Raw genomic sequence first — 13555 nt, forward strand, 5'->3', positions numbered from 1 at the left:
ACAGCTCTCCCGGCCGATCCCCGCCCCGCCGCCGCAGCCGGCCTTCCTCCTCCCCACATCTCCCCGCTCCCTCGCCTGGCGCCGGCACCTCGCCTCCTCCTCTCCTCTCTGCCTCCTCGCATGTCCCTCGCATCGGCCGCTCGAGCCGCGCTCCCGCCGCTCCTCGTCTTCCTCGCCCTCCTCGGCCTGTGGCAGCTCGCCTGCAGCGCCCTGGCGCTGCCGGCCTACCTCGTGCCGACCCCGGCCGAGGTCGCACGCGAGGCCGCAGCCCACGTCGGCGAGCTCGCCCAGGCCGCGCTGCTGACCGCCCTCGGCGCGCTCGGCGGCCTCGGGGCCAGCCTCGTCGTCGGCGGCCTGGTAGCAGTCCTGTTCTCGCAGTCGCAGACGGCGGCGCGCAGCCTCTACCCGTACGCGATCTTCCTGCAGACCGTCCCGATCGTCGCCGTCGCCCCGCTGATCGTCGTGTGGTTCGGCACCGGCCTGCAGAGCGTCGTCCTCACCGCCGCGATCCTCAGCGTCTTCCCGATCATCACCAACGGCACCACCGGCCTCGTCCGCGTCGACCCGCAGCTGCTCGAGCTGTTCGCCATGAGCGACGCCTCGCGCCTGCAGCTGCTGCTCAAGCTGCGCCTGCCCGGCTCGCTGCCCTACTTCGTCGCCGGCGCCAAGATCAGCGGCGGCCTCGCGGTCATCGGCGCCATCGTCGGCGAGTTCTTCGCCGGCTTCGGCGCCGACGAGCTCGGCCTCGGCGCCCTCATCCTCCAGACCTCCGGCCGCCTGCAGACCGCCTACCTGTTCGCCGCGATCTTCACCGCCACCCTGCTCGGCCTGCTGCTGTTCGGCCTCGTCGCCCTGCTCGGCGAGCTCGCCCTCCGCCGCTGGCGCGGCCGCGAGCTCGCAGTCTCCTGACCTTTCGCGCATGTCTCCTCCGACATGCCCCATCCTTCATGCACTCGAGGACATGCTCGAACGAGCATGCTCCCTCAACCTCGCCGCGGCACCACCGGTCCGACCGCGCGCACCCGCAGCGCGGTGAGCGGCGCCCCGCTGACGCGGTCGACCAGCACCGGCTCGATCGGCAGCCCCGTGGCGGCGTCCTCGAGCACTGTCGGCGGTGGGTCTTCGCGGGCGAACTCGTCGCCCCACTGCATCAGAGTCACGATCACCGGCCGCAGCCCCCGGCCCTTCGCCGTCGGCACGTACTCCTCGCGCGGCGGATGATCCTGATAGGACCGGCGCTCGAGGATTCCCGCGGCGACCAGGTGCTCCAGGCGGGCCGTCAACGTGGCCCGCGGGATCTGCAGCCGCGCCTGAAACGCCTCGAAGCGCGTCACCCCGAGCAGCGCGTCGCGCACGAGCAGCAGCGTCCACGGGTCACCGACGACGTCGAGCGCCCGCGCGATCGAGCACTGCATCCGGTCGAGTCGCTTGCGCCGCACGAGGCCCGTTGTATCACGCCCGGGCCGGACCTGTCCGAAGGGGCAGCGAGCACAGCGCGGTCGCCAAGCCGCCGGCGATCATCACCCACCACACCCGGTCGAACCGCGCCAGCGCGTCGGCCGGCCCGCTCGCCCCGGCAGTCAGCCCGATCGCCAGCGCCACCCCGAGCGTCCCCGCGAATTGGCGCAGCGCCTGGTGGACCGCCCCGCCGACCCCGAGGCGATTGGCCGGCAGCGCCTGGCCGACCACGCTCGACAGCTGCGGCAGGCACAGCGCCACCCCCGTCCCCGTCAGCAGCATCGACGGCAGATAGTCGATCGCGTAGTCGACCTCGGCCGACAGCATCAGCAGGCGCCACAGCCCTCCGAGCGCGAACGACAGCCCGCCGACGATAAGCAGCGGTCGCTGGCCGATCCGCGCCGCCAGCCGCCCGAACCGCGGTGACAGCACCGCCACCAGCAGCGGCCCGGGCGCCACGCCGAAGCCCGCCGCGAGGATCGACCAGTCCCACACCGCGGTGAGGAACAGGACGCTGGCCAGGAACATCGCAGTGAACGCCGCGCCGAACGTCAGCGTCGCCGCGTTGGCCCAGCGGAAGTTGCTCGCCGCGAACAGCGACAGATCGATCGTCGGCGCCCGCGTGCGCGCCTGATGGAGCACGAACACCGCCAGGGTCGCCAGGCCGGCCACCAGAGTCGCCGCGGTCCGTTGCGACGTCCAGCCCCACGCCTCGCCGAGCACCAGCGCCAGAGTGATCAACACCGCCGCGAGCACCAGCAGCACCACCCCGAGCGGCGCCGGCAGCACGCTGTCGGGGTCGCGTGACTCGGCCAGTCGTCGGCGCCCGAGCAGCACGGTCACCAGCCCGACCGGCAGGTTGATGGCGAACACCCAGCGCCAGCCGCACGCCTCGATCAGCGCCGCGCCGAGCGTCGGCCCGACCGCCCCGGCCACCGCCCCCGTCGCGCCCCACACCGCCAGCGCCACCGGCAGCTTCTCGCGCGGCGTCGCCCGCATCACCAGCGCCAGCGACGAAGGCACCAGCGCCGCGCCGCCGGCCGCCTGCAGCACGCGCGCGGCCACCAGCAGCCCCGGAGTCGGCGCCGCCGCGCACAGCAGCGACGCCAGGGTGAATCCGATCGACCCGGCCAGGAACATCGCCCGATGCCCCCAGCGATCGGCGAGCCGCCCGAACGGCACCAGCGCGGCCGCGAACACGATCGTGTACGCGTTCAGCACCCACGACAGCTCGGCTGTCGGCACCGCCGGGAACGTCGCCGCGATCGACGGGAACGCCACGAACAGCACAGTCGTGTCGAGGAACACCGCGAACACGGCCAGGCTGGCCACGACCAACGGGGACAGACGCATCTCCATGCGTTCAATCATTGAACGAATAATTTCCGGATCGCAAGCCCTCGCCGCGCGGATCCGCCCGACCCGATTCAACCGAACTCACGCGCCATCCCCTTGCCGATTCCATATGACGTCCATAATCTAAAAATCACCTCAGGAGCACACGATGCGGTACAGGACATTCGGTCGTCGCACAGGCTTACGCGTCTCCGAGCTCGCCCTCGGCACCGGCAACTTCGGCACTGGTTGGGGCCACGGCAGCGAGCCCGCCGAGGCGCGGCGGATCTTCGACGCCTACGCCGAGGCGGGCGGCAACTTCATCGACACCGCCGACACCTACCAGGTCGGCCAGTCGGAGCAGTTGCTCGGCGAGTTCCTCGCGGCCGAGCGCGACCGCTTCGTCGTCGCCAGCAAGTACACCCTCGGCGTCGGGGGCGGCCTGCACGCCACCGGCAACAGCCGCAAGACCATGATCGCCGCGCTCGAGGCCAGCCTGCGCCGGCTCAAGACCGACCGCATCGAGCTGTATTGGGTCCACTTCCCCGACGGCCTGACCCCGATCGATGAGATCGTGCGCGGCCTCGACGACCTCGCGCGGGCCGGCAAGATCCTCTACGGCGGCCTTTCGAACTTCCCCGCCTGGCGGGTCGCGCGAGGCGACGCGATCGCCGAGCTGCGCGGGTGGACCCCGCTCGCGGGCGTGCAGATCGAGCACAGCCTGGTCGAGCGCACCGGGGAGCGCGAGCTGCTGCCGATGGCCGAGGCGCTGGGGCTCGGCGCGGCCCTGTGGTCGCCGCTCGGCGGCGGCTTCCTCACCGGCAAGTACCGCACCAGCGACGAGGGCCGCCTCACCGGCCTCGGCATGCTCGTCCACACCGAGAAGACCGCGCGCGAGACCGCCATCCTCGACGCCGTGGTCGCAGTCGCCGACGAGGCCGGCGTCGCCCCGACCCAGGTCGCCCTCGCCTGGTCGCTGGCCCACGCCGATCGCTCCACGACCGCGCGGATCCCCATCCTCGGCCCGCGCACCCGCCCACATCTCGACGCCGCCCTCGCCGCGCTCACCCTCGAGCTCGCGCCGGCCCAGCTCGCCCGCCTCGACGCCGCCAGCGCGATCGCCCTCGGCACCCCGCACCAGCAGGTCGAGAGCAGCCGCCCGCGGATCGCCGGCGGCCAGCCCGACAGCATCGTCCCGCCGCCGATCCCCGTCGCCTGAACCGGCGGGCGGAGCCCACGTGCCGCGCTCCGGTCGGGTCGCACTCACCTGCGGGGAAGCGCACCACGCCGCGAGAGACCGTCTTCGCGGAGCTCCGCCGCGCGAGCCCGCGAGCTTCTGCCTCGCACTGCCCGCCGGACGCCACACTTCACATGTCCCCGAGGACATGCTCTTTTATTCATGTCCTCGAGACCATGCCCCCATGGATGCGCCCCGTGGCACGGTCGAGGCCGCTGGTGCGTCCGTGGCGCTCGGGTGTACGCTTCCGGCATGCGCGCTCCGCTCCGACCGGTCCCGCCGCGCCCGCGGTTCGGCGCCCTCGTCCGCCTGCTCGTCGCCTGCCTCGGCTTGCTGCTCGTCACCTGCGGCCGCCAGCAGGACTCGCAGCAGGTGCGGATCGCCCTCAACTGGTTCCCCGAGGTCGAGCACGGCGGCTACTTCGCCGCCCTCGTCCACGGCTACTACAAGGAAGAGGGCCTCGACGTCGAGCTCGTGCCCGGGCGGCCCGACGCCCCGGTCCTGCCGCAGGTGGCCGCGGGTCGCGTCCAGTTCGGCATCGCCGACGCCAGCGAGATCCTGCTCGCGCGGGCCCAGGGCGCCCCGGTGGTCGCGCTCGTCCCCGGCCTGCAGAAGAGCCCGCGCTGCATGATGGTCCACGAGGCCTCGGGCATCACCGACCTCAACGACCTCCAGACCGGCAGCGTGCAGCTGAGCGTGCGCGAGCCGTTCGCCAGCTTCCTGCGCGCCGAGTATCGCTGGCCCGAGGCGGTCCAGGTCGTCCCCTACAGCGGCAGCGTCGCCCCGTTCCTGCTCGACCCCAAGGCCGTCCAGCAGGCCTACGTCTTCAGCGAGCCGATCATCGCCGAGTCGCAGGGCGCCAAGGTCCGCTGCATCCTCGTCGCCGACCTCGGCTTCAACCCCTACGCCAGCGTCCTCGTCACCTCCGAGTCGCTGCTGGCGAGCCGCCCCGAGCTGGTCGCCCGCGTCGTCGACGCGACCCTGCGCGGGTGGGAGCAGTACCTGCGCGACCCGAGCGCCGCCAACGCCGAGATCCGCGCCCGCAACACCGAGCTCAGCCCCGAGATCCTGGCCAAGGGCGCCGCCGCCCTCAAGCCGCTGGCGGCCCCCGAAGGCGGCACGATCGGCGCGATCGACCCGGCCCGCTGGAAGACGCTCGCCGATCAGCTCGTCGACCTCGGCCTCCTGAAGGCCGGCGCCGTCGACCCGGCCACCGCCTACAACCTCGAGATCGGCCGCAAGCCGGCGAAGTAGCCGCCGGACCCTTCGGGCATGCTCCGAGCGACATGTCCTGCAGGACATTTCTTTAAAGACATGCCCGATCGTTGTCCACGCCGAGAGCTGCCAGATCCTCGCGCGCGCCGCCGCCCTCCTGATCGCCATCCACCTCGACCCCCTGGCCGTCATCCGCGGTTTGCCCGCGGCCGCCGTCGTCCCGCCCCGGGCCTTGCCGCACGACCTGTCCTCAGGGACAGCTTCGAGCCCGCCGCCCCGCCCACGCGGCCGCGCGACCCCCTCGTCCACACGCCGGCCCGCGCGGCCGCGACCTTCGCCGGCCGGCAGTTGACGACCCCCGCCTGCCCGGACACGATCACCCGGGCCAGGACTCTCGCTTGCTCGCCCTCGCCGCGCTGGTGTTCGTTCGCCTCTCGTCCGCCGCGCCGCCGGTCGCCGCGCCGCCGGTCGACCTGACCTGGCAGGCCCCGCGCGAGTGCCCCGACGGCGACGACGTCCTGCTCATGGTCGCCGGCCTGCTGCGTCAGCCGACCGGCGACGACGCGCCAGGTCGCCCCGGCGCCCGCGGGCTCATCACCCGCGCCGGCGCGGCATGGGAGCTGCGGCTCGTGCTGCGCGGGCGGGGCAGCGACTACCGTCGCACCGTCCGTGCCGAGAGCTGCCCGATCCTCGCGCGCGCCGCCGCCCTCCTGATCGCCATCCACCTCGACCCCCTGGCCGTCGCTCGCGGTTTGCCCGCGCCCGCCGTCGTCCCGCCCGCGCCCCCGGCCCTGCCGCCCGACCTGTCCCCGGGGACAGCCACGATCCCACCGCCGGGCCCCTCCGATCTGTCCCCGCGGACATCTGCGACCTCCGCGTCCGGTACGGCCCCGCCCGCCGACCTGTCCTCGCGGACATCCACGACCTCCGCGTCCGGTACGGCCCCGCCCACCGACCTGTCCTCGCGGACATCCAGCGCTCCGCCGTCCGAGCTACCCGCGCGGCCGGTCCTGCCGCCTGACCCGCTCGCGTCCGACCCGTCTCGCGCCCCCTCGATCCCCGCCGCTCCCGACCTGTCCTTCCGGCCAGCCCCGCCTCCCTCCCCCGCAGGTCGGCTCGCCTCGCCCGCGCCCCCGCGACCGCCCGCCGGCCCGTCGCGCCCGCTCGCCCCCGAGGACATGTCCGAAGAGACAGCAGAGTTCACCGCCGCGCGAACGCCCCGGCCAGCCGCACCGCCGCGCGTGCTCGGCCACCTCCGCCTCGAAGGCGGCCTCGACGTCGGCGTCCTCCCTGGCGCCGGGGGCCTCGTCGGCCTGTTCGGCGGCGTCACCTTGCCGCGCCTGCGCCTCGAGGCCGGCCTCGTCGGCGCGCCTGGCCGGATCCTCCCCGGCCTCAGCGACCGCCCCGGCGGCCGCTTCGACCGCCTCGGCGGGGTCGTGCGGATCTGTCCGACCTGGCTCCCGCGCCCGGCGCTCGCCGTCCTGCTGTGCGCCGGCTTCGAGGTCGGCGCGCTCCACGGCGTCGCCCGCGACGTCAGCGTCCCGAGCCCGCGCTGGGCCCCGTGGGCCAGCTTCTTCCTCGGCCCCGCGCTGCGCTGGCGGGTCGCCGGCCCGCTCGGCCTGTGGCTGGCCGTCGAGGGCCTCGTGGCCGTCAACCGCCCGATCTTCACCGTCGGCGCTGAAGAGGTGTACCGCGGCGGCCGCGCGGGCCTGCGCACCACTTTCGGCCTCGACCTGCAATTCGGGCCACGGAATCGCTGACCCGCGGAGACAGACCCGATCGTGCCGCTCCCCCAGGAAGCACTCCCCGACTTCGCCGCCGTCTACCGCGCGAACTACGGCTTCGTCTGGCGCACCATCCGGCACCTCGGCGTCGATCTGGCGCGGGTCGACGACGCGGTCCAGGACACCTTCCTGGTCGTCTACCGCCGCCTGCCCGAGTTCGCCGGGCGTGCCGCGGTGCGCACCTGGTTGTTCGAGATCGCGCGGCGCATCGCCAGCCGTTACCGGCGCAGCGCCGCGCGCGAGGAGCCGCGCCGCTGCGCTTTGAGCGAGGCCGAGGTCCTCGCCCCCGCGGTCGAGGCCCCCGTGGAGCAGGCCGAGGCCGCCGCGCTCCTCCAGGGCTTCCTCGACGGCCTCGACCGCGATCAGGCCGTCGTCTTCGTCATGACCGAGCTCGAGCAGTGGCAGGCCCCCGAGATCGCCGCCGAGCTCGGCGTCAACCTCAACACCGTCTACTCGCGCCTGCGCGCCGCTCGCCGCGAGCTCGACCGCATGGTCCGCCGCCTCGACGCCCGCGACCGCCGGGCCCGGCCGCGCCAGGGCGCCCACGTGCTCGCCGCCCTGGTCGTGGTCGGCCCGCCCTGGCCGCCGCCGTGGCGCCTGGCCGCCGCGCGCGATCCGGCTGTCGTCGGGGACATGCTCGCAAAGACATGGTCGATAAGCCATGTCGCAACGCCGGCCGCGATCGCCGGCGGCAGCCCGGTCGTCGGCCTCTCGGTCGCCAGCGCCGGCCTCTTCGCAGTGCTGGCGTTCGGCCGCCCTGCACCCGAGCCGCCGCAGTCGGTCGTCGCCGCGGCCCACGAGCCCGCGCCCGCTCAGTCGCACTCGCCACCGCAGTCGGTCGCGCTCGCGGCCGCAGCCGCACCGATCCCGCCCGCCTCCGCCACGGCCGCTCCCCCCGCGCCCGCGCGACGCTCGACCCCTCGCGGCGAGGAGCCCTCGCTGGCCGCCGAGCTCACCCTCGTCGAGTCGATCCGCGCCGCCCTGCTCGCCGCCGACCACCGCACCACCCTCGAGCTGGTCGCCCGCCACCAGCGGCGCTTCCCCGCCGGCGTGTTCGCCCAGGAGACCGCCGCCGCCGCCATCGAGGCCCGCTGCCGCCTCGGCGACCACGACCGCGCCCGCCGCGACGCCGCCGCGTTCGTCGCCCGCTGGCCCGCCTCCGCCCTGGCCCCGCGGGTGTCCGCGTTGTGCCGCTCGTGAGCGCGGCGCTCCGTGGCCCGCGACGCGGTCTCGGCCGACCTGTCCCTTGCGACCTGTCCATTCATATCATGTCTGAAGGGACACCCGTCCCTCCAGACATCTCATCCCACGACCGGCGCCACGCGACCTCGCCTTGCATGTCCCTGCGGACAGGCACGGTCGCTGCTGCCGCCGCCTCCGCGGCGAAGGGACGAAGCGCTGCAGAGACGTCCAGCGTCGACATCGCCACCTCGCGCCGGCGAGCACGCCGTGACGCGCGCGAAGACCTCGCCCACCGCCGCATCGAAGGCGCGAAGATCGGCGAACGGAACCTCGGGCCCCGAGGCACTCACTCGCTGAAAGGCCACCATGCGTATCCCAGCGATCTCGACCCTCCCTATCCTCCTCTCTCTCCTCCCCGCCTGTGACCTCGATATCAAGCACTGCATCGGCGACTGCGAGCACGCGTCCGGCGGCGGATCCGGCAACACCTCCGAGGGACCCGGCGACACCACCGACGAGCCCTCCACCGACTCGGGCGCGCCCACGAGCGACTCCGGCGAGCCCGACACCGACACCGGCATCGATCCCACCGACACCGGCGGCGAGCTCGGCACCTGCGACGTCGTCCACGACGCCCTGCCTGCCACCTGCGGCGACGGCCAGTACGAGCTCGGTGAGCTGTGCTTCTTCGGCACCTTCGGCTTCGGGAACTTTCCGGTCACCTCGAGCGTGGCCCTCCCGCTCGACGACCTCCACGGCGCCGATCTGCTCTTGACCCTGAGCGACCACACCATCCGGGGCGAGCTGTTCGCGCCGCTGACCACCGACACGAAGCTGTGGCCGCAATCGATCGGCGAGCAGCCCGTCTTGCGGGCCACCGGCGACTTCGACGAGGACGGCGTCATCGACGTCCTCGCTCACTCGCTCGGCCCCGACGGCGTCAGCGTCCACGCCCTCTTCCTCGACGGCGAGGGGGGCCTCGCCGACGACCAGATCGTCCACCTCGCGGAGAACGTCGTGACCCTCGACGCAGTCGACTGGAACGACGACGGCCACCTCGACATCATCACCCTCGCCCACACCGAAGCCCTCGACGGCCTCGTCATCCTGCTCGGCGACGGCACCGGCGACTTCACGGAGAGCGTCGGGCCGGCCATCGAGCTGGCCACGCCGGGCTACGTCCTCGGCGCCCTCCACGGCGACGGCCGCGCCGACGACTTCGTGTTCACCCAGAGCGGCAGCGGCACGATCGTCCGCCACAACGGCAACCTCCAGACGACCTCCGCCCCGAGCATGCCGGCCGAGCTGTGGTTCCACGACTTCGTGATCGCCGACTTCGACGGCGACGGCTTCGGCGACATCGCCGGCGTCGCCACCAACACCCAGTTCGAGACCAGCGAGCTCGTGGTCTTCCTGCAGAAGAACGGCGACTTCCCGCTCACCGCTCGCTACCCGGTCAACTGCGGCGCCCGTCTGCTCGCCGCCGGCGACCTCGACAACGACGGCGTCCCCGACATCGTCACCGGCGGCGTCGATTTCATGGGCTCGCTCCGCCGCGGCGACGGCCAGGGCGGCTTCCCCCAGCACATGCAGATCGGCCTCGACGTCCTGAACGAGGGCGACGCGCTCCACATCGCCGACTTCGAGGGCGACGGCATCCCCGACGTCGTCGCCACCGGCGTGGAGAGCGCCGCGGTCGCGATCGCCTACAACCGCGGGTGACTCACAGTCATGTCCATAAATACATGTCTTTTATGACATACTCATAAAGACATGTCATGGAGCTCGAGGTCCGTGCGCTCGGACCCGCGTCGGACCTGCTGGTCGCGCGCGCCCGCGGCTCACGGAACTCGGGCGCGGGCGCCATCCCCGTCGAAGTCGCCGACGTCGAAGTCGACCGCGCCGCGGTGGACGGGGTCAGCGGGTGACCGCGAAGCCGTCGACCTGTAGGGCGGCTCCCGTCTCTGCGCGCAATCGTCCGAACCCGCTCGCCACGCGAAAGGACATGTCGGACAGGGCATGTCGATAGAGACATGCCCGAATCGACATGTCCCCATCGACATGCCCTCGAGTTCACTCGAGCAGCGCCAGCAGGTCGCTGCGGGTGATCGCCGCCGCCCCCGCCGCGTCTTCGAGCGCCGCCTCGGCGATCGCCCGCTTGCGCGCCTGCAGGGACAGGATCCGCTCCTCCACCGTCTCCTCGGCCACCAGCCGGTGCACGATCACCGGGCGCTCCTGGCCGATGCGGTGGGCGCGGTCGGCCGCCTGGTCTTCGACCGCGGGGTTCCACCACGGGTCGAGCAGGAACACGTGGTCGGCCGCCGTCAGGTTGAGGCCCGTGCCGCCGGCCTTGAGCGAGATCAGCATCACCGGCGGCCCGTCCGGGTCCTGGAACCGGTTCACCACCCCGGCGCGATCGCGGGTCGAGCCGTCGAGGCGGCAGAACGGCAGCCCCGCCGCCTGCAGCCCCGGCTCGCACAGGTCGAGCAGGCTGGTCCACTGCGAGAACACCAGCGCCTTGTGGCCCTCGGCGATCGCCTCGGTCAGGGTCTCGAGCAGCAGCTCGAGCTTCGACGAGCGCGTGGCCGACTGGCCCGGCACCAGCGCCGCGTGGCAGGCCGCCTGGCGCAGGCGCAGCAGCGCCTCGAGGGCCGCGAGCACCCCGCCGCCGGCCTGCAGCTGGGCCACCACTTCCTCGTGCGTGGCCGCCCGCACCGCGTCGTAGACGGCCCGCTCGCGCGCGTCGAGCGTGCAGCGCAGCACCACCTCGGTGCGCGGCGGCAGCTCGCGCGCCACCTCTTGCTTGCGCCGGCGCAGCACGAACGGCGCGATCCGCCGCCGCAACGCCCGCGCCGCCGCCTGGTCGCCGTCGCCGATCGGCCGGCCGAAGCGCTCCTGGAAGTCCGCGCGCCCGCCGAGCAGCCCCGGGTTGATGAAGTGGATCTGGCTCCACAGCTCGTCGAGGCGGTTCTCCACCGGCGTGCCCGTCATCGCCAGCCGCCAGTCGGCCTGCAGCCCGAACGCCGCCCGCGCGACCTGGCTCTCGGGGTTCTTGATCGCCTGCGCCTCGTCCAGGATCACCGCGTCCCAGCGCTCGCCGGCCAGCGCCTCGGCGTCGAGCCGCAGCAGCGCGTAGCTGGTGAGCGTGAGGTCGGCCTGCGGATCGAGGCGTCGCTTCGGCCCGTGATACACGCTGACCCGAAGGCCAGGTCGGAACTTCTCCGCCTCCGCCGCCCAGTTGTGGATCACGCTGGTCGGCGCGACCACCAGAGTCCGGCCTCGCACCGCGCACAGCGCCTGCAGCGTCTTGCCGAGGCCCATGTCGTCGGCCAGCAGCGCGCCGAGCCCGGCCTCGCGCAAGAACGCCAGCCAGTCGACGCCGCGCCGCTGGTACGGCCGCAGCTCGACCTGCAGGTCGGCCGGCAGACGCGTCTCGGGGATCGCCTCGAAGCCCTCGACCAGCGCCGCCAGCCCCGCCAGCTCGGGCGGCGGCGGGTGGTCGAGCGCGCGGCACAGCTCGGCCAGCGCCGGCCGGGCCCACGTCGCCGGCTCGCCGCCCTGCTCGCGCGCCGCCAGCAGCAGCGTCACCTCCGAGCCGAACCGCGACAGCCAGTCGACCGGCAGCGGCGCGACCCCGCCGTCGTCGAGCACCACCTCGGTCGCGCCCGCCTGCCACGCCTCGAGCACCCGGCGCGCGTCCGCCTGCGAGACATGTCCCGAAGAACCTGTCTCGAAGGCAATGCCCAATCGGCCACCCTCGCCGGCGATCATGCGGGCCGCCAGCGGCCCCTTGCGCACGAACTCGCGGTGCGACTCGCCGGCGATCTCGCCGCCCTCGAACCCGCGCAGCGCCTCGGCCAGGCCGACCGCCAGCGGCCCGACGGCGCTGGTGGTGCGCCCGAACTGCAGCCCGAGCTCGCTCAGCCGGCGCACCAGCGACGCCTCGGCGAGCGCGTCGCGGCGCGGCACCTCGCGCCCGCGGATCACCAGCCGCCCGGCCTCGACCCGCGCCGCCTCGGGTGTCCCGTAGACCAGGACCGGAAGGACAGACATGCCCGTGCCCGCGCGCCCGACTTCGAACAGCACCCGCGGTCGCGCGTCGGACAGCACCGGCAGGCGGTCGGTCTTCTCCTTGAAGGCCTTGACCCGCGCGCGCAGGGCCGGGATGGCCTCGGCCACCAGCTCGCCCGCGCGCTCGGGCGAGAACTGCAGCCCCACGCGCAGCTCGGCCGCCTCCTTGGGCCCGATGCCGCCGTTGTCGAAGCAGCGCAGCACGTCGCCGCACAGCACTACCCCGCTGGCCGCGAACACCTCGGTGATCGTCGGGTCGCGGACGATGTACAGGCGGAAGCCCTTGCCGCCCTCGAACGCCGCCACCCGCCCGTGGTAGCCGGCCGGCTCGGCCCCGGCCTTGATCCTCTTGCCGTCGAGCGTGATGTCCTCGCAGCCGGCCAGCGCCGGCAGCAGCTTGCGCGTGATCACCGGCGCCAGCGGACCGCGCTTGTAGATCCCCAGCGCCCCCTCGACCTCGAAGTCGGCCGCGGTCGCCACGATCCCCGGCCCCTCGACCTTGCCGCCGGTGATCGCCGCCAGGCTGTAACCGAGCGGCGTCTCCTTGCTCTCGGGACCTGTCCCTTCGGACACACGCACCCGCACCAGCTCGAGCGCGCCCTCGGCCCGGCGCAAGCGATACCCGACCCGACCCGCGCGCTCGCTGCCGCGCGGCATCGCCTCACCGGCCTCGACCGCGCGCTGGAGGGCGATCGTCGCCGCCGCCACGTGGAAGCAGCACTCGCCGGCGTCGTCGCAGTCGCAGCTCCACTCGGCGTCGCCGGGGTACAGCGCGACCGTCGGGCTCTTGCCCGCGCCCTTGATCGCGACCCGCAGGACCACCTCGTCGCGCTCGCGCCGCACCCCCGCGACGGCCCCCGCGCGCGCGAGCTCGACCCCGCGAGACCAATCGCGGGGGCTGCACGCGGCGCGCACTGCATCGAGGAGAGCTCGCACGGGGCGGTCGCCTAGCACGACCGGGCTGCGCTGTCAGCCGCCTCGCCCCTCCGGGGCCGCAGAGCGCCCGCAACAGGCCCGGCGGGGCGCCCGCAACCTCCGCGCCCACGACCCCGATTCGCCCGTGACTCCCGAGCCCGCGCGAGGACCGGTCTGCTCCCGCGACCCGCGAACTCGACGCCGCCTTTCCTGACCGACTCGAAAGGTCAGCGCCCCGATTTGCTTCGAGGCCCGCTTTGCTTCGAGGCCCGCGTCAGCCCCGTCGCCGAGACACGCGTCTTCGAGCTACGTGCCTCCGCACCTCCGGTCGTCCACGGCCTGGATGGACTGCGAGACG

General features: G+C 73.7%; 10 protein-coding genes. 7 read left to right on the forward strand and 3 right to left on the reverse strand.

Annotated features, from left to right (window positions below):
• Positions 1-120 precede the first annotated feature (120 nt).
• Positions 121-909 (forward strand): ABC transporter permease subunit, encoded by a 789-nt coding sequence (locus OV090_RS03895; RefSeq protein ID WP_267702109.1) that lies wholly within the window; start codon positions 121-123, stop codon positions 907-909.
• Positions 910-983: 74 nt separating this feature from the next.
• Here the strand turns inward: OV090_RS03895 and OV090_RS03900 are convergent, their stop codons facing one another.
• Positions 984-1439 carry a helix-turn-helix domain-containing protein gene (locus OV090_RS03900; RefSeq protein ID WP_267702110.1) on the reverse strand — a complete coding sequence of 152 codons (456 nt, stop codon included), beginning with the start codon at positions 1437-1439 and terminating at the stop codon, positions 984-986.
• Positions 1440-1452: 13 nt separating this feature from the next.
• Positions 1453-2817, reverse strand: a complete 1365-nt coding sequence (locus OV090_RS03905; RefSeq protein ID WP_267702111.1) for a DHA2 family efflux MFS transporter permease subunit — start codon at positions 2815-2817, stop codon at positions 1453-1455.
• Positions 2818-2962: 145 nt separating this feature from the next.
• On the opposite strand from OV090_RS03905, the gene OV090_RS03910 reads away from it, so the two are divergent.
• From OV090_RS03910 to OV090_RS03935, 6 genes are all read left to right on the forward strand, one after another.
• Positions 2963-4012, forward strand: coding sequence for an aldo/keto reductase (locus OV090_RS03910; protein WP_267702112.1), 1050 nt, complete (start codon positions 2963-2965; stop codon positions 4010-4012).
• Positions 4013-4282: 270 nt separating this feature from the next.
• A complete protein-coding gene (locus tag OV090_RS03915) occupies positions 4283-5284 on the forward strand; it encodes an ABC transporter substrate-binding protein (protein WP_267702113.1) in 1002 nt (333 codons plus the stop codon).
• Between the two features lie 359 nt (positions 5285-5643).
• Positions 5644-7005 (forward strand): hypothetical protein, encoded by a 1362-nt coding sequence (locus tag OV090_RS03920; protein ID WP_267702114.1) that lies wholly within the window; start codon positions 5644-5646, stop codon positions 7003-7005.
• A gap of 21 nt (positions 7006-7026) precedes the next feature.
• A complete protein-coding gene (locus OV090_RS03925) occupies positions 7027-8229 on the forward strand; it encodes a sigma-70 family RNA polymerase sigma factor (protein ID WP_267702115.1) in 1203 nt (400 codons plus the stop codon).
• A 348-nt stretch (positions 8230-8577) separates the two neighbouring features.
• On the forward strand, positions 8578-9933 hold the full coding sequence (locus tag OV090_RS03930; protein ID WP_267702116.1) for a VCBS repeat-containing protein: 1356 nt from the start codon (positions 8578-8580) through the stop codon (positions 9931-9933).
• 56 nt (positions 9934-9989) lie between these two features.
• Positions 9990-10139: a hypothetical protein gene (locus OV090_RS03935; RefSeq protein WP_267702117.1), complete on the forward strand. Its 150-nt coding sequence runs from the start codon at positions 9990-9992 to the stop codon at positions 10137-10139.
• A gap of 145 nt (positions 10140-10284) precedes the next feature.
• Here the strand turns inward: OV090_RS03935 and OV090_RS50450 are convergent, their stop codons facing one another.
• Positions 10285-13218 carry a DEAD/DEAH box helicase gene (locus OV090_RS50450; RefSeq protein WP_267702118.1) on the reverse strand — a complete coding sequence of 978 codons (2934 nt, stop codon included), beginning with the start codon at positions 13216-13218 and terminating at the stop codon, positions 10285-10287.
• Positions 13219-13555: the final 337 nt, after the last annotated feature.

It is taken from the genome of Nannocystis sp. RBIL2 (genome assembly GCF_026626745.1).
GTDB lineage: Bacteria > Myxococcota_A > Polyangia > Nannocystales > Nannocystaceae > Nannocystis.

Coding starts and splice junctions, on each gene's coding strand:
- OV090_RS03895 (WP_267702109.1), top strand. CDS start 121: ATGTCCCTCGCATCGGCCGCTCGAGCCGCGCTCCCGCCGCTCCTCGTC.
- OV090_RS03905 (WP_267702111.1), bottom strand. CDS start 2,817: ATGGAGATGCGTCTGTCCCCGTTGGTCGTGGCCAGCCTGGCCGTGTTC.
- OV090_RS03910 (WP_267702112.1), top strand. CDS start 2,963: ATGCGGTACAGGACATTCGGTCGTCGCACAGGCTTACGCGTCTCCGAG.
- OV090_RS03915 (WP_267702113.1), top strand. CDS start 4,283: ATGCGCGCTCCGCTCCGACCGGTCCCGCCGCGCCCGCGGTTCGGCGCC.
- OV090_RS03930 (WP_267702116.1), top strand. CDS start 8,578: ATGCGTATCCCAGCGATCTCGACCCTCCCTATCCTCCTCTCTCTCCTC.
- OV090_RS03935 (WP_267702117.1), top strand. CDS start 9,990: ATGGAGCTCGAGGTCCGTGCGCTCGGACCCGCGTCGGACCTGCTGGTC.